At 61.2% G+C, this 19,434-nt stretch carries 15 protein-coding genes and 1 pseudogene; 2 read left to right on the top strand and 14 right to left on the bottom strand.

Annotation, left to right across the window (positions count from 1 at the left end; translation table 11 throughout):
- Positions 1-8: 8 nt before the first annotated feature.
- From FW764_RS23010 to FW764_RS22970, 9 genes are all read right to left on the bottom strand, one after another.
- Positions 9-1,151 carry a hypothetical protein gene (locus FW764_RS23010; RefSeq protein ID WP_446435860.1) on the bottom strand — a complete coding sequence of 381 codons (1,143 nt, stop codon included), beginning with the start codon at positions 1,149-1,151 and terminating at the stop codon, positions 9-11.
- Complete coding sequence (locus FW764_RS23005) at positions 1,121-2,566, bottom strand: alkaline phosphatase family protein (protein WP_446435859.1); 1,446 nt, start codon at positions 2,564-2,566, stop codon at positions 1,121-1,123. The genes FW764_RS23010 and FW764_RS23005 overlap by 31 nt, the downstream gene beginning before the upstream one ends.
- Positions 2,556-3,770 (bottom strand): metabolite traffic protein EboE, encoded by a 1,215-nt coding sequence (gene eboE / locus FW764_RS23000; protein WP_446435858.1) that lies wholly within the window; start codon positions 3,768-3,770, stop codon positions 2,556-2,558. Before eboE ends, FW764_RS23005 begins: the two co-directional genes overlap by 11 nt.
- Positions 3,767-4,651, bottom strand: coding sequence for a TatD family hydrolase (locus FW764_RS22995; RefSeq protein ID WP_446435857.1), 885 nt, complete (start codon positions 4,649-4,651; stop codon positions 3,767-3,769). Before FW764_RS22995 ends, eboE begins: the two co-directional genes overlap by 4 nt.
- Positions 4,652-4,683: 32 nt before the next feature.
- The gene (locus FW764_RS22990; protein ID WP_446435856.1) at positions 4,684-5,367 is read right to left on the bottom strand and encodes an EboA domain-containing protein; all 684 of its coding nucleotides are present in this window, start codon (positions 5,365-5,367) and stop codon (positions 4,684-4,686) included.
- Entirely contained in the window at positions 5,364-6,233 is an 870-nt protein-coding gene (locus tag FW764_RS22985; RefSeq protein ID WP_446435855.1) for a UbiA family prenyltransferase, read from the bottom strand. The genes FW764_RS22990 and FW764_RS22985 overlap by 4 nt, the downstream gene beginning before the upstream one ends.
- 5 nt (positions 6,234-6,238) lie before the next feature.
- Positions 6,239-8,104, bottom strand: a complete 1,866-nt coding sequence (locus FW764_RS22980) for a 3-dehydroquinate synthase (protein WP_446435854.1) — start codon at positions 8,102-8,104, stop codon at positions 6,239-6,241.
- A gap of 403 nt (positions 8,105-8,507) precedes the next feature.
- Positions 8,508-9,545 (bottom strand): hypothetical protein, encoded by a 1,038-nt coding sequence (locus tag FW764_RS22975; RefSeq protein ID WP_446435853.1) that lies wholly within the window; start codon positions 9,543-9,545, stop codon positions 8,508-8,510.
- Positions 9,546-9,655: 110 nt separating this feature from the next.
- Positions 9,656-10,597, bottom strand: a complete 942-nt coding sequence (locus tag FW764_RS22970) for a LysR family transcriptional regulator (protein WP_446435852.1) — start codon at positions 10,595-10,597, stop codon at positions 9,656-9,658.
- 109 nt (positions 10,598-10,706) lie between these two features.
- Between FW764_RS22970 and FW764_RS22965 the strand changes: the two genes are divergently transcribed.
- Positions 10,707-12,206: a CoA-acylating methylmalonate-semialdehyde dehydrogenase gene (locus FW764_RS22965; protein ID WP_446435851.1), complete on the top strand. Its 1,500-nt coding sequence runs from the start codon at positions 10,707-10,709 to the stop codon at positions 12,204-12,206.
- 116 nt (positions 12,207-12,322) lie between these two features.
- Here the strand turns inward: FW764_RS22965 and FW764_RS22960 are convergent.
- From FW764_RS22960 to xylA, 5 genes and pseudogenes are all read right to left on the bottom strand, one after another.
- Positions 12,323-12,619, bottom strand: a pseudogene (locus tag FW764_RS22960) (DUF6124 family protein).
- 329 nt (positions 12,620-12,948) lie between these two features.
- A complete protein-coding gene (locus FW764_RS22955) occupies positions 12,949-14,085 on the bottom strand; it encodes a sugar ABC transporter permease (protein ID WP_446435850.1) in 1,137 nt (378 codons plus the stop codon).
- Positions 14,086-15,630: a D-xylose ABC transporter ATP-binding protein gene (xylG, locus tag FW764_RS22950; RefSeq protein WP_446435849.1), complete on the bottom strand. Its 1,545-nt coding sequence runs from the start codon at positions 15,628-15,630 to the stop codon at positions 14,086-14,088. It lies immediately after the preceding gene.
- A gap of 5 nt (positions 15,631-15,635) precedes the next feature.
- A complete protein-coding gene (xylF, locus tag FW764_RS22945) occupies positions 15,636-16,637 on the bottom strand; it encodes a D-xylose ABC transporter substrate-binding protein (protein WP_446435848.1) in 1,002 nt (333 codons plus the stop codon).
- 104 nt (positions 16,638-16,741) lie between these two features.
- A complete protein-coding gene (gene xylA, locus FW764_RS22940) occupies positions 16,742-18,058 on the bottom strand; it encodes a xylose isomerase (protein WP_446435847.1) in 1,317 nt (438 codons plus the stop codon).
- A gap of 140 nt (positions 18,059-18,198) precedes the next feature.
- Here xylA and FW764_RS22935 point away from each other — a divergent pair, with 140 nt between their 5' ends.
- Positions 18,199-19,401 carry a XylR family transcriptional regulator gene (locus FW764_RS22935; RefSeq protein ID WP_446435846.1) on the top strand — a complete coding sequence of 401 codons (1,203 nt, stop codon included), beginning with the start codon at positions 18,199-18,201 and terminating at the stop codon, positions 19,399-19,401.
- Positions 19,402-19,434: the final 33 nt, after the last annotated feature.

The following is a 19,434-nucleotide window of genomic DNA, read 5'->3' as shown; positions in this document are numbered from 1 at the left end:
GAGGCTCCTTAGCGTTGCCACTGGGCGCGTTTGAGCGACCAGACAAAGTCCAGTTTGTGATAGCCGACAAAGTCGGAGGCCGGCAGTTCGGCGGTGGGGTAGACGATGCCGCCCTGTTTTTTGAGGGCGAAATTGAAGTAGCCCTTGCTCGGCGAATACGCGGCGGTGCTGTGGCAGGCGAAGCACGAAGACATGCTCTGGAACGCCGATTCCAACTGGGAGTTGGCGAGCAGGGTGGGCGTGGTGTTGGACTGCACGCCGATCAGCTCGTACTGCGCCAGCGCCGGGTAGCTCGCCTGGAAACTGGTGTTGACCGGTTGCGCCGCCGTGGTTGGCCCGGTGCTGTTGGTCATCGGTGTGGGCGGGATCGCGTTGGTCACGGTGTACTTGCCGTTGTTGCGGTTTTCGAAGGTGGTCCACACCCAGTCAGGGTTGAGTTTGTTGATCACGTGCAAGCCGCTCAACGCGGCATAACCAACCACGTACTCACTGCCTTGTTGGTAGTAGGTCTGGGCGATGTAGTAGCCGTCGTTGGCCAGTTGCTGCTGATAGGTCGGGTTGTTGCCGATCCACAGCCAGGCGGCCTTGAGTTCCCAGGCGGTGGAGGGAAAGTTCAGGTCGCTGGTCAACGCGGCCTGGCCATTCACGTTGTAGACCTTCTGCTGCACGATGTAGTTGAAGGTGTCCGGCCCCATCAGCAGCTGGAAGCGCACCGCCTGGCCTTGCTGGGCTTGCGGCACTTGCCCGCCCATTTCCAGGATCAGCCCGTCCACCTGTTGCGTGGCATTGAGGTTGTGGAACATGCGGTTGACGTTCATGCCCATCGCCTGGGCTTGCGTCAGTACGGCGGGTGGCACGGGTACGCGCTGTGCGTAGGTCAGGGGTTGCGCGCCGTTGGTCAGGTAGACCTGATCCGACGGCTTCATGGTTTCCCAGACCCGGTCAGGGCTTTGTACCGCAGTGGGTTGGTTGAGGCAGGCAAACCAGTTCCAGGCCAGGGTTTCCGGGCTCTGGGTGAAGGTTGCCCGGGTCTTGTCAATGTCGTCACCAAACTGCAAGAAATCCGTGCAGTCGAAGGACGTGTTTGCGCCTTGAGCCTGGGCCAATCCGGCCAGTGCACTCAAGACAGTGATAGATAAGGCTCGCCGCATGGAAGCTCCTTGGCATTGGCCAGTTCAACGTGTGGGCGCCCCAGGAAATGCTCCAGGAGCAGTTGCTTCACTGCCGTCGCCGCAAGGTGTTGCGGTAACGCCAGATCACAATTGGTGATCAGCAGTGGGCCGGTCTCCACGCTACGGGGCAAGCGGCCGTGGCTGCCGCGAACCAGTGTGGTGTTCAGCGGGATCAGGTCCATGTAGTAGCGAAAGCCGAGTTTTTTCTGCAGCAGGCGCCACGCGACTTTCAGCGTGGGGAAGCGAATTGCCGGGTCGATGAACAGCTCGACCGGGTCGTAGCCGGGCTTACGGTGGATGTCCACGGTGCGCGCAAAGTCGGGTGCCTTGCGCTCGTCCAGCCAGTAGTAGTAATCAAACCAGTAGCCCGCTGCGGCCACGGCCACCAACTCACCGCTGCGCGGGTGATCCAGCTGCCAGGTGTGTTGCTCGGTGTGGTCCAGCACCTGCTCGATACCGGGCTGGCCTTGCAGCAAAGCTTTGACGCGGGGGATGTCCTGCGCCTGCTTCACATACACATGCGCGATCTGATGATCGGCCACCGCAAACGCCGCACTGGCGCCCGGGTCGAGCAATTCCCAGCTCAGGGATTGGCGCACGTGCAACAGACCTTCGGCGCGCAGTACGCGGTTGATTGATACCGATTGTTCGACGGCTTCGATGCCGTATTCAGAGAGCACCATCACCGCCGCGCCCTGCGCCTCGGCGAAGCTCAGCAAGCGCCCTACCTCGGCGTCGATGGCGCGTACTTCATCGGCAATTGACGGATGATCAGGTCCCACGCGCTGCAGGCTGTAGTCGAGATGAGGCAGGTAAATCAATTGCAGGTGGGGGCGATTGATCTGGAACTCGGCCATCGCGCAATCGACGATCCAGCGGCTCGACGCAATGCCCGCCGCCGGCCCCCAGAAGCCATGAAAGGGGAACTCGCCGATTTGCGCTTCGATCTGCTCATGCAGCCCGGGCGGCGACGAATACAGGCCAAACTGCTTGCGCCCATCGGCCGGGTAATGCGGGCGCGGGGTGATCGCGGCGTCCACGTCGGCGTACATGTTGTACCACCAGAACAACTGGCTGCAGCGAAAGCCTGGGAGCTCACGCTTGAGCGTGTGCCAAACCTTCTCACCCTGGATCAGCGCGTTGGGCTGCAGCCAAAAACGCACTTCAGCCTGGTCGCGAAAGTACCAGCCATTGCCGACAATCCCGTGCTGCGAGGGTGGCGTGCCGGTGAGGAACGAGGCCTGCACGGTCGAAGTGACGGCGGGGAACACGGGTTGCAGGGTGGCCATCTGGGCGGTCTTGAGCAGTGCATTGATATGCGGCGTCGCCTCACCCAGCAGCGACGGCGTCAGCCCGACCACATTGATCAGCAGCAGCGGTTGCTCAGAGGGCATCGGCGTAGGCCTCCTGCACGTGCAGCAGGTTGCGCTGGCGCAGCTGCTCTTCGACCCAGCGCAGTTCGGCGGCGATGCCCTCCAACTGAGCACGCTCGGTGTCGGGCCGCAGCTCAAAGGGCAGCACGCCCCAGCTGTAGGTTTCCACCTCCAGCACCGGGCGAAAATCGCCGTGGGCGGCCAGGTAGTCGAAGGTCTGAGCCAGGGCCACCTGGCTGCCTCTGAGTTCCGGCAACAGCAGGTGTTCGCTGAACAGTGGGATGTGGAAATGGATGCGCAGTTCGTTGAACCCGGCGCAATGCGCCAGGGCGGCGGGCAGGTCTGGCCACGCCACTCGGTGGCCGCCTGCATCGAGCGCCTTTACTTGGTGCAGGTAAGTGATTTCGGCAAAGGTGCTCAAGGTCTTGAGCACGTGTTCGCGGCGGTCTTCGTCGTCAGACGGCAGCCGGCAAATCAGCGCGTTGGACAGCTGAATCTTGCCCACCGGCACCCGCGCCTGATGCAGCCTTTGCAGCGACTGATAGCAGTCTTCGAACATCACCGCCTGGTGGCACACATCAAAGCACAGTGCCAGGTACGTATGGTTTGGGTCCATGGCTTGTCGACGCTGGAAAAACGCGATGGCCTGCTCGGTGCTTTCCAGCACGCAATCCGGCTCCATCTCCAGGCAGAACACGATTTTCTTGCCGGTTTCCCAATGCAGGCTGGCGAGTGCAGCGGTGAGTTGGCTCAGATGCTCGTCGGCGCGCGCCTGCAAGGCCTCGGTCCACGTGGCGGCGTAACCCAGCGGCACCGTGGAAATCACGCCGTGGCGGCAGTCGGGCGGCAACGCATGGGCGAGGATGCGCGCCAGGTCCAAGCTGTAGGCCAGCCGCAGCGGGTCGGCCCAATTGGGCAGGTACACCTCGGCTTTCACCGCGCCCTGGTGAAATTCGCCATAGGGAAAGCCGTTCAGCGACGTCAGGCGCACACCGCTGTGGTTGAGCAAGTGCAGGAACTGCGCACGCGCTGATTCTTGCTGTAACTGCGCCGCCGCATGGGCGCAAATCCACAGGCCGCTGTCCTGTTCCTCCAACCCGCGCAGACGGCGCACGCCTTGAAAGTGCTGCTTGATCGAGGCGCGTAACCCCGCCAGGTCTCGGGTCGGGTGCACATTGCTGCAATACCCGACCTGCGCGGCCGTCCAGCCGCTGCCGGCACTCATTTGACCACCGGGTCCTGGCCGCGCAGGGCCGAATTTTCCTGCCATTGCTTGCGCTGGTCGATGGGCAACGGTGTGCTGACCAGTGCCTTGTCCAACTGGCCGCTCTGGGCAAAAAAGTCCACTGGGTTGTGGAACAGCACCTGTTCTACCTGGGCTTCGCTGAAGCCTGCGGCCAACATCGCCTGGCCGGTCTTGGGCACTTTAAGTGGGTCGCTGATGCCCCAATCCGCCGCGCTGTTAACCACCATTTTTTCGGTGCCGTATTCCTTGAGCAGGGCGACCATACGCTGCTCCGACATCTTGGTGTTGGGGTAGATGGAATGGCCGCGCCAACATTCGCTGTCGAGCACCAGCGGTAAGGTCAGTTCGTTGAGGTGGTCGATGATCACCAAGTGCTCGGCGATTCCGACTTCGCGGATCACCGCCAGGGTGCGTTGGGTGCCGCCGATCTTGTCGCGGTGCGGCGTGTGTACCAGCACTGGCAGGTTGAATTGCTTGGCCAGCTCAAGCTGCGCGGCAAGAAAGCGATCTTCTTCCGGGGTGATGTCGTCGTAGCCGATTTCGCCGATCGCGACCACGCCATCTTTCACCAGGTAGCGCGGCAGAATCTCGAGCACTTCATTGGCGATCGACAGGTCATTCGCTTCTTTGGGGTTCAGGCCAATGGTGCAGAAATGATGGATGCCGAACATGCTCGCGCGAAAGCGTTCCCAACCCAGCAGCGTGTCGAAGTAGTCGACAAAACTGCCGACGCTGGTACGCGCCTGGCCCTGCCAGAATGCCGGTTCGATGACCCCGGTGATGCCAGCGGCCGCCATGTTCTGGTAGTCGTCGGTGGTGCGGCTGACCATGTGAATATGCGGATCGAAGTACTTGAGCATGGTGAATCCTCGTCAAGGGAAGGCGATGTACGTCAGTGCAGGTAGGCGTGCCATTCCACCGGCAAGCGCAAGCCGCGCAGGCGCTGCTGTTGTGCCGGGCTGAGCAGGTCGAAAGCGATCACTTTGGGCAGTCCGGCGGACACGCTTCGTTCGGCCGCGAGCTGTTCGTCGAGCAGGTCGAGGGCCAGTTGGTTGAGCGTGACGCTGTGGCGTTGCGTGAGGCCGGTCAGGCGCCCGACGTCGAGGCCCATGCCGAGTGCCTTGAGCACCAGTTGGTGAAAGGCGCGCTCCGCGTAGTGGCGTGACGGGTAGGCCGTGTCGAGTGCGAGGGCGGCAAACACCTGCGGGTTGCTGGTGCGCCCGGCTTGCAAGGCCAGTTCCAGGCACTCGCCGTCGCTGTCGAGCCAGTCGAGCGCGCTGAGCAGGGCGATTTTTTCCTGATCGTCGCCCCACAGGAACAGCTGGCGCAGCAGCGGCAACTGCTCGTCGGCCGGGGTGTGTTCCAGCGCCTGGGCTAATACCAACGCACGCGCCAGCGCGACATCAGGGGCCGGCAGATGACGCTTGCACTGGCCGCTGAACAACGCCGCCGTGGCGGCGTCCGGTCGCTGGGCAAGCTGCGTCTGGGTGTGCTGCCACCAGTGCAATGCGGCGGGGGGCAGTTGTTGTTGAAGGGCTTGGCGATGTTCGGCGAGGCAATCCTGGCGCATGTTCATGTCGGCTTGATCCAACGCTGAAAGTGGGGGAGCAGAAAAAACACCAGCACACATAACAGGCTGCCCAACGGCTGGTTGGCCACCGCCAGCACCAGTGCGTCGAACAGTGGCAAGGCCGCCAGCCCAGCCCCGATAAAGGCGCGGACCTGGCGCTGTTGCGGGTTGGCCAGGTGCTTCCAGTAATGCCAGCCCAGCCAGCCCAACCACAGCAACAACACCGGCCAGAACCACAGCGTGCTGGAATAGAACGCCAGGGCCAGCGGGCTCAGCATCAGCAGCAACGGCAGGCGGCTGATCAACTGGTTGCGGTGTTCCTGGCGGGCCAGGTAGGTCAAACCGCTGATGTACACCCCAAGCAGGACCGCGCAAAGCCAGATCGGCTCCGGCGGCACCGCCAGGCTCGCCGCTGCCGTGAGGTACAGCGCCGAGCGACAGGCGCCCATCAGCCACACGCTGTGGGCGTATTTTTTGTGCAGCAGGTTGTAGCCGAAGATGCAGCCCACCAACAGCACCACACTGCCGAGCAGCCAATGCGGCTCGTCAATCAAACGGCTCAGGCCCAGCACCGCCACGGCGGCGAGTATCAGCAACAGCGCGGTGGCCAGGCCGACTTGCTGGCGGCTGGCCAAACCCAGGGTGATCGGGCGCGGGTTGTGGTGTTGCTGGTCCCAGTCGGCATCAAGCCAATCGTTGAGCAGCATGCCGGCCAGGTAGAGTAACGACAGCGTGATCAACAACAGCCCCCACACCAGCGACGACGGCGGCGCCAGGGCGCCGGCGCTACTGGCGAGCAGTGCAGCGGCAAGGGTGTTGGTCCACACCGTGGGCAGGTTGGAGACCCGGCCGAGGGTCAGCCAGGTTTTCATCGGGCTCACTGTGCGTAACCCTCGCCCAGGGGCAGCGCCGCATCGCTGCATGACGACAGCCGGTGCAGCGCCGCCTGCATCTTCGCGCTGTCGATTTCATGCAGGTCCACCGACTGGCCGATGCGGTTGAGCATTGGGATCGACAACTGCCCGCCCAAGTGTTGGCGGAACTCCTCCAGGCCCAGCAGCAGTGGCGAGCGGCCCTGTGTGTCGATCAAGCTCAGCTCCGGCGGGCACAGGTTGAAGCCCAGCTTGTGCAACAGATTCATCACCCGTTGCGTGTCGGTATCGCTCAGCAGGCCCAGGGCATTGGCATACAACCCATCCAACGCCATGCCCACCGCGACCGCTTCGCCATGGCGCAGCCGGTGGTGGCTGAGGTTCTCCAGTTTGTGCGCGGCCCAGTGCCCGTAATCCAGCGGCCGACCATTGCCGCGTTCGAACGGGTCGCCGGCACCGGTGATGTGCGCCAGGTGCAGCTCGGCGCAGCGGCGAATCGCGTAACGGCTGGCTGGGTGATCGAAGCGGGCGAGGGCGTCGGCGTGCTGCTCCATCCACTCGAAAAACGCCTGGTCCTTGATCAATGCCACCTTGACCGCCTCGGCCAGCCCGGCGATCTGGTCGCGGCGGGTCAGGCTGGTGAGCAGCTGGAAGTCATTGATCACCGCCGTGGCGGGGTAGAAGGCGCCCAGCAGGTTTTTCTGGCCGAAGGCATTAATGCCGTTTTTTACGCCAATACCGGCGTCGTTCTGGGCCAGCACGGTGCTGGGGATACGGATCAGGCGAATGCCGCGGTGGAAGGTGGCGCAGGCGTAGCCCACCGCATCCAGTACCGCGCCGCCGCCCAGGGCCAACACGTAGCAGTGCCGGTCCAAGCCGTGTCGCAGCATATCGCTGTAGAGCTGCTCCAGCACTTGCGCGTTTTTGCTCAGCTCACCGGCTGGCACGGCGATGGGCGCGGCTTGCACGTGAAGGTCGGCATGGGCGGCGAAGTAGGCGTCGATCTGCGCCAGCAACAGGGGGGCGCTGTGCAGCAGTTGTTCATCGGCAAACACCATCACCTTCACTGGCCCGCTGGGTGGGTGAGTGAGCTGCTGATGCAGGCACGGGTTGAGCGGGTCGAACAGGTGGTCGGTGAAGATCACCGGGTAGTCGTAATGCACCTCGAATCGCCCACGCAGCGGTTGATCCACAACGGGCTTGCGTTTGAGCAGGCTATAACCGGCCACAAACGCCAGCGGCAACACCATGCTGGCGAGCAGAGTGACCAGCAGCGCGTGCTGCTCGATCAGCAGCGTGCCGATGGCCGTGTAGGCGAGTGCCAGCCCTGCATTGGCTAATGTGGTAATCAGCAAAAATGCGCGCAGTGGATAACGTTGCATCCCAGCGGCCACCACCGAAGTTTCCGCCAACACTGGCACACCACGCAGGCAGATCAACGACAGCGTACCCAGCCGATACGCCAACTGCCCAGGCTGGCGCTGATGCAGCCCAAGGCGGCCTGACAGCAACCGAAAATAACCGGCCCCCAGCGCATAACCCAGCCCGGCGCCAAGGCACAGACCGATGAAAATCACCAGGTAACCGGCGAGGCTGCCGAGTACGGCCACCGTCAGCAGCGCGACCATGCTCGACGGCACCGGCAGCACCACGTCGAGGGCGAGCAGGGCGATCAGCAGCAGAGCCAGGTTGAATGCTTGGGCGGGTGTCGAGGGTTGGTACAGGTTAAGGTGAGTCAGGAACGCCTGGATCTGTTGTTCAAACAACAGGAAGCTGGCAATCACCAGCACAGAAAAGCCCATCAACGACAGCCAAAAATGCGTGGCTGGCCCCTTTTTCGAAAACGCACGATACCACCGGCTGCGCTTCATCAAAGCATCCCTTTTGAGAGTTAAGACTTAAATTCCGTGTCACTGTTAAGCGCTGTTTTTAGAGCAATAAAACCCCTTGCCTGGAGGGCGGGTTGTATGCGTAATGGCTGATGGCTTTCATGCTATCCATGAACTTAGCCGGTTGTGGTTGTTTTGCAAGTTTGCGAAGGGAAGTGTTTGAAAATGGTGTTTTAGCAGGCGCAGTCAGGAGGGATTTATTCACTGTTTACAATTAGTTGTATGGACTTTTCTCGGATGTCAATAATCTGTTGTTCATGGCCCTTTTTCGTAACAGCTTAATAAATAAATCACGCTGTTCGTTCTGTTGATTATTGCTCTTGGCTATAGTTAACGTTGCCAGTGGCTAGTGGTTGGGAACGGTTCCGCTTAACTCGGTGAGGGGTTAAGGCGCCGTGTCTGGAACTGCCCGATACACCGCGACCTGGTCCGAACGAATGGTCTCTTTCAACGTATAAGTCGAGCCTGTTTCGATCTTGACCTTCCATTGTTGCGCCGCCTGGGACGCGTTGGCGTTAAAGGCGGCGTTCGGGACTGCGGCGAAGGTGTCGTAGCGATACAGGGTGTAGGGCACGCTCGGCTTCAAACCGGAAACCGTCACGGTCAGTGCCAACGCGGCAGACGGAGGCCGGGTATTGGCGTGTTGCGCCATCGGCGGTTGCTCGGCGATCACCTCGGTCCACAGCCGCACCGGCAGCGTCAGGCCGTCGTGATCGATGATGCCGGTCACAGCCACGCCGTACTGCCGTTTGCGTGGCAGGGAATACAGCGCCTGTGACGGCGTGTTGGCCTCCTGGCGGTTGGCCTGGAAACGGTCGAACGAGTAGTGATACCGATACGCCGGGGCGCCGTCGGGTGACCAGAGGCCGTTATCGCTCAGGGCCAGCACGTCGTCGGGGTAAGCGTGCGGCGGTAACGTCAGCGGGTATTTCGACGAGACGCCGATCACCGGCACGATATGGTCGTACTGTGCGTCGCCGGCCGCCGCCTCAGTGGAGCCTTCGAACGCGTGCATGTTTTCATACACACCGATGATCACCGGATAACCGGCCAATACATTGCCCTTTAACCACGTCAGGAAGGCGTAGGCGTCCAGCGTGCTGACACTGTTCCACTGCACCGTCTGCAAATGCATCCGTGCGGCGGCGGCGCCATCGTTCACACCTACGAGCAACTGGCTCTTCGCTTTGGACTGGTCAATACCGGGGCTGGCAATGGCCCGGGCGTCATATTGGGAAACGTATTGGCCGTAGTAGAGCCCGGCGCTGACGAAGGCCACTTCACCGCAGTAACCGAAGTTCGCCGTCCACTGCAGACGCGGCGGGATATCGTTCTTCACGCGGGCGGCGCCAACGTCTTGAGTCCAGAGCCCAGCGGGCAACAACAGGACCATGAGTAGCACGCGTGGGTTGAGGGCCAACATGTCGATCGCCTTTGAACGTAGGGCTGATCAGGTTATCGACTCTCGGTGGAGTTTCCCGTGAGGTTGTGTGGAGATTCGATGAGGTCCATGCCCACGCTTGGGGGCCGACTTCAATTGCCCACGAAGCGAAAACCACCGGATAGCTTGTCCTTCAGAAACCCCACCAAGGCAGTCACCGACTTCGGCACATGCGGTGAGTACGGCCGAATCAAGTAAATCTCATCGGCAAACGCGCCTTTGAGCGCCCAGCCCCTGAGCACCTGCACCAACGTGCCACTGGCCAGCGCGGCCTGCGCACTGAAATCCGGGAGCAGGGCGATGCCCAAGTGGTTGAGCGCCGAGTCACGTAGGGCTTCGCTGTTGTTGGTGGAAAAGCTGCCGGCGATCGGCACGGTGATGCGCTCGATTTTTTTGCCGCCGCGTTCGAAGGTCCACGCGGGCTGGTCGGTGCCCCGTGGGTAGTACAGGCAGTTATGTGCGCTGAGATCGCCGGGGTCGCGCGGTTCACCGTGTTGTTGCAGGTAGTCCCGTGTGGCGACCAGCACCGAGCCGGTGTCGCACAGTTTCCACGCCACATGGGTTTCTGGCACCTGGAAGCCGTGCCGCACGGCCAGGTCGTAGCCTTCGGCCGCCAGCGAACTCAGGGCATCCGACACATCCAGTTGGATGCGCACCTGCGGGTAAAGCTGCAGGAACTCGGACAGGAGCGGCACCAGTTGTTGCCGGGCAAACGCCACCGGTGCGGTGAGGCGCACCAGGCCGCGAATCTCTCCGGCAGAGTCGCGCACCGACGAGAAACTACGGGCGATGTGTTCGTAGGCGCTGCGCACGTCGCGGGTCAATGACAGGCCCGCGTCGGTTAGCCGTACACTGCGTGTGGTGCGGGTGACCAGCCGGGTGCCGGTGGCTTTTTCCAAATCGGAAATTCGCTGGCTCACGGCGGACTTGCTCACGCCCAGGCGCGCCGCAGCGGCGGTGTAGGTGCCTTGTTCCTCAAGCACCGATAACCAGTGAATGTGCGTCCACAACCCCTCGATCTCAGCCTTTTCCATGATTCTATTGTTCGCCTAAAAGGACAATCAGTTCTGGATTCTGCTCTGGTTTGGAACAAACCGAAAGCCTATTGTGGGCTCCAACGTTACCGACCTGGGATCAACTGCCATGAGCACCACCCTCGAGCACTACATCAACGACCAGCGCGTTTCCCGCGATGATCGCTATCAGGATGTCTACAACCCGGCTACCGGTGAAGTGACTGGTCGCGTCGCCTTGGCCAGCCGCCAGACAGTGGGTGAAGCCGTCGCCGCCGCCCAGGCCGCCTTCGCCAGTTGGGCCGACACCCCGCCGATCCGTCGTGCCCGCGTATTGTTCGAATACCTGCACCTGCTGCGTGACCGCAAAGATGACCTGGCGCGCATCATCGTTGCCGAACACGGCAAGGTATTCACCGACGCCCAGGGCGAAGTCGACCGTGGCATCGATATTCTCGAATTCGCGTGCGGCATTCCGAACCTGCTCAAGGGCGAACATTCCGACCAGGTTTCGCGGGGCATGGACAACTGGACGATGCGCCAGCCTCTGGGTGTGGTCGCTGGCGTGACGCCGTTCAACTTCCCGGTGATGGTGCCGATGTGGATGTACCCGATCGCCATCGCGGCGGGCAACACCTTCATCCTCAAGCCCAGCCCGACTGACCCGAGCGCGTCGCTGTTCATGGCCGAGTTGCTGCGCGAAGCTGGCTTGCCCAAAGGCGTGTTCAACGTCGTGCAGGGCGACAAGGAGTCAGTGGATGCGCTGATCGAGCACCCGGACGTTAAGGCTGTGAGCTTTGTCGGCTCCACGCCGATTGCGCAGTACATCTACGAGACCGGTGCGCGCAACGGTAAGCGCGTGCAAGGGCTGGGCGGCGCGAAAAACCACATGGTGGTGATGCCCGACGCGGACATCGAAAAAACCGTCGATGCGTTGATGGGCGCAGCTTACGGCAGTGCCGGCGAGCGCTGCATGGCGATCTCGGTGGCGGTGCTGGTGGGCGATGTGGGCGACAAAGTGATCGCCGCGTTGACCGAGCGCGCCAAGCTACTGCGCATCACCGACGGCCGCGATTTAAAGGCCGAGATGGGCCCGATCGTTTCGCGCGCGGCACTGGAGCGCATCAGCGGCTACATCGAACAAGGCGTGCAAGCCGGCGCGCAATTGCTGCTCGATGGGCGTGACTACGTGCCCACCGAACCCGGCCTGGAAAATGGCTTCTGGCTCGGCGCGACCTTGTTCGATCATGTGACGAAAGACATGAGTATCTACCGCGAAGAAATCTTCGGCCCGGTGCTGGCCTGTGTGCGCGTGGATGACTTTGCCGAGGCGATTAAACTGGTCAATGACCACGAGTTCGGCAACGGCGTCAGCTGCTTTACCCGCGACGGCAACATCGCCCGCGAATTTGCGCGACGTATCGAAGTGGGCATGGTCGGCATCAACGTGCCGATTCCGGTACCGATGGCCTGGCACGGTTTTGGTGGCTGGAAGAAGAGCTTGTTTGGTGACATGCATGCCTACGGCACTGAAGGCGTGCGCTTCTACACCAAGCAGAAGTCGATCATGCAGCGTTGGTCGGAGAGTATTGAGCAGGGCGCGGAGTTTGCGATGCCGGTGTCTAAATAGTTCGCTAGCACCGTAGTTCAACTGTGGGAGCGGGCTTACTCGCGAATGCGGCGTATCAGTCAACACATTTGGCGACTGACACCCTGCATTCGCGAGCAAGCCCGCTCCCACATTTTTTACCGTTTTTCAGGTTTCAGGCACTTGATCGAGCGGTCCACCGTCGTCCTGGCCATTTCCAGCAAATGCCACACCGCCAGAATCTTCGCCCGTTCGGGACTTGCCAGCTTCTCACTGCAATTGAGCGTGGTGGCTGCAGCGCTGTCGAGCAAACTCGCGGTTTAGAGCAAAGGGTCTTCGAAGCTCAAGTCTTCGATTTGAACACCTTGGGTAGGCAGGTAATGGTCGATGGCGCGGTTGAACGCGGCGCGGGCTTTGGCTGAGCTGCGGGGTGGGTCGGGGACGACTTTATTCATGGTGTAACTCCGTAATGGCTTAGGAGTCGACACCCGTCGCGACTAAACGAATGGGGGGCGGCTGTACGCAGGTTAGTCGACCGGCCATCACGGAAAATCCGGCGCACCCGAAGGTGCCCTGCGCACAGCCACCATAAAACTGATGGAAGACCGTGCACGTGATGAAAGGTCGGGCGACTAAACCCGATCACTGATGAGCAGTGACGGATCGCAGACTAGCCATCGATTCCAACAGGCACAAGGCGGCAGGGATTGTCTAGGAAACGTCCTGCAATTAAAAGAGACACGGCTTGCTGGCCCTTTACAAAGCATGACTAAGTGCCAGCCATTTACCGCCGTCCCGCCCGCGTACTCACATCGACCCACACCGCCAGCACCAGAATGCTGCCCTTCACAATCATCTGCCAGTAGCTGTCCACGTCCAGCATCGACATCCCATTGTCCAGGCTGGTAATCACCAACGCCCCGAGTAACGCGCCATACACCGTGCCGGAGCCGCCACGCATGGAGGTGCCGCCGATAAAACAGGCGGCGATGGCGTCGAGTTCGCCCATGTTGCCCGCCGAGGGCGAACCGGCGGCGAGGCGGGCGGTGTTGACCATGCCGGCGAGCGCGCACATCACGCCCATGATGCCGAAGATCCACAGCTTTACCGCCTGCACATTGATGCCGGACAGGCGCGTGGCCTCCATGTTGCTGCCCACCGCATACACGCGGCGACCGAACACGGTCTGGCTGGTGACGTAACTGAACACGCCGAGCAGCACCAGCAACAACAGCACCGGCACCGGAATACCGTCGTAGCTGTTGAGGGTGGTGACGAAGCCCGCCAGCACGGCGCCGATCAGGGCCACGCGTAATACATCGCGTGCCAAGGCGTGGGCGGCCAGGCCATGCAACGCGCGGTTGCGCCGTTGTTTCCAGGTCAGGAGCAGCGTCAAGGCGAAGAGCAACACGCCGAGCCCCACGCCGACGTTGTGCGGCAGATACCCTTGGCCCACGTACACCAGCGACGGCGACACGGGCGCAATGGTGGTGCCGCCGGTGATGCCCAGCAGAATCCCGCGAAACGCCAGCATGCCGCCCAGGCCGACAATGAACGAAGGTATACGCAGGTAGGCCGTCATATAGCCGTTGGCCAAGCCGATCATCAAGCCGCACAGCGCCACCAGGCTCAGGTTGGCCAGCAGCGGCAGGTGATAGACCACGTCCAGAATCGCCGCCAGGCCGCCCAATAACCCGAGCAACGAGCCCACTGACAGATCGATCTCGCCGCTGATGATCACCAGCACCATGCCACATGCCAGAATCCCGGTGATGGACATCTGCCGCAGCAGGTTGGAGAGGTTGCGCGGCGTCACAAAGCCGCCTTCGGTCTGCCAGCTGAAAAACAGCCAGATGATCGCCACGGCAATCATCAGGGCAAGCATTTTGTAGCGTGTGAAAAGCTGTTTGACCTGATTCATCTACGCGGTCTTCCCAGTGTTGTTGTGTTGGCTGAGCGCGGCGGCGAGCACCTGTTCCTGGGTCAGGCCTTGGTTGACGAAGTCGCCCCGCAACTGACCTTCACCGATCACCAGCACGCGGTTGGACACGCCCAGCACTTCGGCCAGCTCCGACGAAACCATAATGATCGACACGCCCTCGGCAGCCAGTGCGCCCATCAGCTTGTAGATTTCGTATTTGGCGCCCACGTCGACCCCGCGTGTGGGCTCATCGAGGATCAGCACACGCGGCTTGGCCATGAGCATTTTCGCCAGCACGGCCTTTTGTTGATTGCCTCCGGAGAGGCTGGTGATCGGCAAGAACGGGCTGGCGGTCTTGAGGTGCATGCGCGCGATTTGCTGGTCGATGCTGCCCAGTTCGGCCTCGGCGTCGATACGGGTCAGGCGTGCGTAGCTGTTGAGTACCGCCAGGGTGATGTTCTGGCCCACCCCGAAGTCGGGAATGATGCCTTGGCGCTTGCGGTCCTCGGGCACCATGCACAGCCCGGCGCGAATCGATCTGAGCGGCGTGCGTGTGTCGATCAGTTGGCCGTCCAGCCACACCTCGCCGGTGTAGCGGCCGGGGTAGGCACCGAACAGCGCCGATACCAGCTCCGTGCGCCCGGCACCCACCAGCCCGGCAATGCCGAGGATTTCGCCGCGCTTGAGCACGAAGGAAATATTGTCGACGCGCTTGCGCTTGGGGTTGTCGACGTCATAGCAGGTGACATTGCGTGCCTCGAAAATCACCTCGCCCACTTCATGCGGCTCGGTGGGGTAGAGGTTGCTCATTTCGCGCCCGACCATTTGCGTGATGATCTGCGGGATATCCATATCGGCCATGGCGGTGGTCGCAATGTGTTGACCATCGCGGATCACCGCGATGGTGTCGCACACCGCCGCGACTTCATCGAGCTTGTGGGAAATGTACACGCAGGCTACACCTTTAGCCTTGAGGCCTCGGATGATGTCGAGCAGCACCTCGATTTCCGAGCGGGTCAGGGCCGAGGAGGGCTCGTCGAGAATCAACAGGCGCGTCTGTTTGTTCAAGGCCTTGGCGATTTCCACCAGTTGCTGGTAGCCGCCGCCGTACTGTGAAACCGGCAGCGCCACGTTGATGTCCGGCACCTTGAGTTCGCGCATTAACGCTTCGGCGCGCTGCAGCATCGCCGGGTAGTTCATACGCCCGCCGGGCAGGGTCAGTTCGTGGCCCATAAAGATGTTTTCGGCCACCGACAGGTCCGGCACCAGCGTCAGTTCCTGGTGGATAATGACGATGCCCGCCGCCTCGGTTTCGCTGATTGATTGGGCCTTGAGGGGCTGCCCATCCCAGAGGATTTCACCGTCCCAGGTGCCATACGGGTAAACCGCCGACAGCACCTTCATCAAGGTGGACTTCCCCGCACCGTTTTCACCGCACAGGCCGACGCATTCCCCCGGTCGCACCTTGATGTCGATGCCGTTCAGTGCCTTGACACCGCCAAAGGTTTTGACGATGCCGTTCATTTGCAGCAAGTAGTCGGCCATGGCGGTCACTGCCCGGCAATCTGCTCTTTGGTATAGAACCCGTCTTTCTCCAGCAGATCGATATTGGCCTTGGTCAACGGCGTAGGCGTGAGCAGGATGGTGTCGACCTTCTTGCTGCCGTTGTCGTATTGCGAGCTGTAGGTGGGTTTCTCATTGCGCGCCAGTTGCACCGAGAGTTTCGCCGCTTCTGAGGCGATCAGTTTGAGGGGCTTATACACGGTCATCGTTTGGGTGCCGTCAATCACGCGTTTGACGGCGGCGAGGTCGGCGTCCTGGCCGGAAATCGGCACCTTGCCCGCGAGTTTCTGCGCGGCCAGGGCCTGGATCGCGCCGCCGGCGGTGGCGTCGTTGGAGGCGACGATGGCGTCGATTTTGTTGTTGTTTCGGGTCAGGGCGTTTTCGACGATGCTCAAGGCTTCGGTGGGGTTCCATTCTTTAACCCACTGTTGGCCGACAACCTTGATGTCGCCTTTGTCGATGGCCGGCTGCAACACTTTCATCTGGCCTTCGCGCAGCACCTTGGCGTTGTTGTCGGTGGGCGCGCCGCCGAGCAGGAAGTAGTTACCTTTGGGGGCCGCTTGCAGCACGCCGTTGGCCTGCATCTCGCCGACTTTTTCGTTATCGAAGGAAATGTAGGCGTCGATATCGGCGTTGAGGATCAGGCGATCATAGGACACCACCTTGATGCCGGCCTTCTTGGCTTCAGCGACGGCGTTGGTCAGCACGGTGGCGTTGAACGGCACGATAACGATCACATCGACGCCTCGGGAGATGAGGTTTTCGATCTGCGAGATTTGCTTTTGTTCATTGGCGTCCGCGGACTGTACGAAGACCTTGGCGTCGAGTTTTTCGGCTGCGGCGACGAAGTAATCACGGTCACGGGACCAGCGTTCCAGGCGCAAATCGTCAATGGAGAAACCGATTTTTGGATGGGCGGAATCGGCCATCACCGGCAGCGTGAGCAGGGCCAGGGCAGTGGCGAGCAACGTGCGTTTAAATAATTTCATAGTGGTGCGTCCTTTTATTGTTGTTGGAAAGACACGGTGTGACGACTGTAGGCGAACACTGTCGTTGTGGCGAGCGGGCCCAGCAGTCACAGGCACACATCCTCTCAGGGATAGATAAACCGATTGACCACCCCTTCAAGCATTTCCTGGCGACCACTCACGGCCTGCGGGTTCAGCTCGTTTGCGAAGGCGTGCTCGGCCAGCGACTCCAGGCTGAACTCACCGGCCAATACAGCCCGGCCCAATGGCTGGTCCCAACCGGCATAACGCTGGTCCTTGAAGTGCTGCAGCCGGTCGTTCTGCAGCATTGCCGCTGCGCGCTCCAGTGCCAGCGCCAGCACATCCATGGCGGCGACGTGGCCGTGGAACAGGTCGACATCGTCCAGGCTCTGGCGGCGTACTTTGGAATCGAAGTTGTAGCCACCGTTCTTGAAACCACCGGCCTTGAGGATTTCGTAGGTGGCGAGGGTCATCTCCTCGACGCTGTTCGGGAACTGGTCGGTGTCCCAGCCGTTCTGCGGGTCGCCACGGTTGGCGTCGATACTGCCGAAAATCCCCAGGGACACGGCGGTGGCGATCTCATGATGAAAACTGTGACCGGCAAGGGTCGCGTGGTTGGCCTCGATGTTCACTTTGATCTCGTGTTCCAGGCCGTACTCATGCAGGAAACCGAACACCGTGGCGCTGTCGTAATCGTATTGGTGCTTGGTTGGCTCCTGGGGCTTGGGCTCAATCAACAAGTCGCCCTTGAAGCCGATCTTGTGCTTGTGCTCCACCACCATGCGCATAAAACGTCCGAGCTGTTCGCGCTCGCGTTTCAGGTCAGTATTGAGCAGGGTTTCGTAGCCCTCGCGGCCGCCCCACAGCACATAGTTGGCACCCTTGAGCCGCAGCGTCGCGTTCATCGCGCTGAATACCTGCGCGGCGGCGAAGGCGAATACCTCCGGGTCCGGGTTGCTGGCCGCACCGGCGGCAAAGCGCGGGTTGCTGAAGCAGTTGGCGGTGCCCCACAGCAATTTGATGCCGGTCTGTTCCTGGTGGCGCTCCAGGTGGTCAACCATTAGCGCAAAATGGTTGCGGTATTCCTTGATCGAGGTGCCTTCGGGGGCGACGTCCGTGTCGTGAAAGCTGTAGTAATCAACGCCCAGTTTGGAGAAAAACTCGAACGCCGCTTCCGCCTTGCCGATGGCCAGTTCCATCGGCTCGCCGCTGCGCTGCCATGGGCGTTTGAAGGTGCCTGCACCAAACATATCCGCCCCCGGCCACACAAAGGTATGCCAATAACAGGCGGCCATGCGCAGGTGCTCGCGCATGGGTTTGCCGAGGATGATTTTGTTGGCGTCATAGTGGCGAAAGGCGAGGGCAGCGTCGCTGCTGGGGCCTTCGAAGCGAACCTTCTCGACACCGGGGAAGTACGGCATGGCGATTTCCTTATTGTTCTTGGCGGTGACGCGATACTAGCAACGGCATCGGGCCTGCCGATTATGAAAATCACCAAGGCGTGGTGCGATTTTGAGTAGAGAGGTCTAGGCTGTGATGACTGGCTTTAAGGATAAAAACAATGAAAACCCTTCCGCCTGTTCACCGCATTGCCCTGCTGTTCAATGGCAGCAAGATTTACGACCGCGGCATCATTACCGGCATCGGTAATTACCTGAGCAGCACGCGCGTGTCGTGGGATCTGTTCCTTGAGGAGGACTTTTTGTGTCGCCTCAAAGGCATAGAGCGCTGGCAGGGCGACGGCATCATTGCCGACTTTGACGACCCGCTGATCGGCGAGGCGCTGGCCGACATCAAGCTTCCCGTGGTTGCAGTGGGCGGCTCCTATCAGGATGCGCGCGCCTACCCCACGGGCATTCCCTATGTCGCCACTGACAACCATGCGTTGATGAAGATGGCGTACGAGCATTTGATCGAGGCCGGCCTGAGCCGCTTCGCCTGCTTCAGTCTGCCGCAAGCCCAGGCCAATCGCTGGGCCCAGGAACGCGAGAAAGCCTTCCGCAGTCTGTTGCAACGTGATGGCCTGCATGTCGAGGTCTATCGCGGCCTGGGCACCAGCGCGCCGTTGTGGGACAGCGCCGTGGAGCAACAGATTGCCTGGCTGCACAGTTTGCCCAAGCCCATCGGCATCATCGCCGTCACCGACGCCCGTGCGCGGCAACTGCTGCAAGCCTGCCTCACGGCTGGCATCGCAGTGCCGGAACAAGTGGCATTGATTGGCATCGACAATGACCCGCTGACCCGCACGCTGACGCGGGTGCCGTTGAGCTCAGTTATCCAGGGCACCGAGACCATGGGCCGCACCGCCGCCGCGCTGCTGCACCAGATGCTGCACGGCAAACCCTGCGCGGGCACGCAGATTCTGGTGCCGCCGGATGCGATCAATGTGCAGGCGTCCAGCTTGCATCAACCGTTGGGCAATCCGTACGTGATGCAGGCGCTGTTGTTCATTCGCCAGTACGCCTGCCAAGGCATCAAGACCGCCCAAGTGGCGGCCTATGTCGGTGTGTCGCGCTCCTCCCTGGAATCACACTTTCGCAAGGTGCGTGGGTGCAGCGTGCACGACGAAATCCTGCGTTTCAAACTCGCGGCCGCCGCCAAGGGCCTGGAAAACCAAGCCCTGGCGATTGCCGACATCGCGACGCGCTGCGGCTTTAAATCGGCGCAGTACCTGCACACGGTGTTTCGGCGCGAGTTTGGGTGTACGCCGCGGGAGTATCAGCAGAACGGGGATCAAGTGTGGCAGGGGGCTTGCTCCCAATAGCAATGCTTTAGTCAATGAATAAAGTGACTGACC

This window comes from Pseudomonas sp. 1152_12, assembly GCF_052850675.1.
The sequence above is the reverse complement of the archived record's forward strand: the minus strand, read 5'-3'. Positions and strand labels throughout refer to the sequence as shown.

Coding starts and splice junctions, on each gene's coding strand:
- xylF (WP_446435848.1), bottom strand. CDS start 16,637: ATGAAATTATTTAAACGCACGTTGCTCGCCACTGCCCTGGCCCTGCTC.
- FW764_RS22995 (WP_446435857.1), bottom strand. CDS start 4,651: ATGCTCAAGTACTTCGATCCGCATATTCACATGGTCAGCCGCACCACC.
- FW764_RS23010 (WP_446435860.1), bottom strand. CDS start 1,151: ATGCGGCGAGCCTTATCTATCACTGTCTTGAGTGCACTGGCCGGATTG.
- FW764_RS23005 (WP_446435859.1), bottom strand. CDS start 2,566: ATGCCCTCTGAGCAACCGCTGCTGCTGATCAATGTGGTCGGGCTGACG.
- FW764_RS22985 (WP_446435855.1), bottom strand. CDS start 6,233: ATGAAAACCTGGCTGACCCTCGGCCGGGTCTCCAACCTGCCCACGGTG.
- FW764_RS22975 (WP_446435853.1), bottom strand. CDS start 9,545: ATGTTGGCCCTCAACCCACGCGTGCTACTCATGGTCCTGTTGTTGCCC.
- FW764_RS22970 (WP_446435852.1), bottom strand. CDS start 10,597: ATGGAAAAGGCTGAGATCGAGGGGTTGTGGACGCACATTCACTGGTTA.
- FW764_RS22935 (WP_446435846.1), top strand. CDS start 18,199: ATGAAAACCCTTCCGCCTGTTCACCGCATTGCCCTGCTGTTCAATGGC.
- FW764_RS22955 (WP_446435850.1), bottom strand. CDS start 14,085: ATGAATCAGGTCAAACAGCTTTTCACACGCTACAAAATGCTTGCCCTG.
- FW764_RS22980 (WP_446435854.1), bottom strand. CDS start 8,104: ATGAAGCGCAGCCGGTGGTATCGTGCGTTTTCGAAAAAGGGGCCAGCC.
- FW764_RS22990 (WP_446435856.1), bottom strand. CDS start 5,367: ATGAACATGCGCCAGGATTGCCTCGCCGAACATCGCCAAGCCCTTCAA.
- FW764_RS22965 (WP_446435851.1), top strand. CDS start 10,707: ATGAGCACCACCCTCGAGCACTACATCAACGACCAGCGCGTTTCCCGC.
- eboE (WP_446435858.1), bottom strand. CDS start 3,770: ATGAGTGCCGGCAGCGGCTGGACGGCCGCGCAGGTCGGGTATTGCAGC.
- xylG (WP_446435849.1), bottom strand. CDS start 15,630: ATGGCCGACTACTTGCTGCAAATGAACGGCATCGTCAAAACCTTTGGC.
- xylA (WP_446435847.1), bottom strand. CDS start 18,058: ATGCCGTACTTCCCCGGTGTCGAGAAGGTTCGCTTCGAAGGCCCCAGC.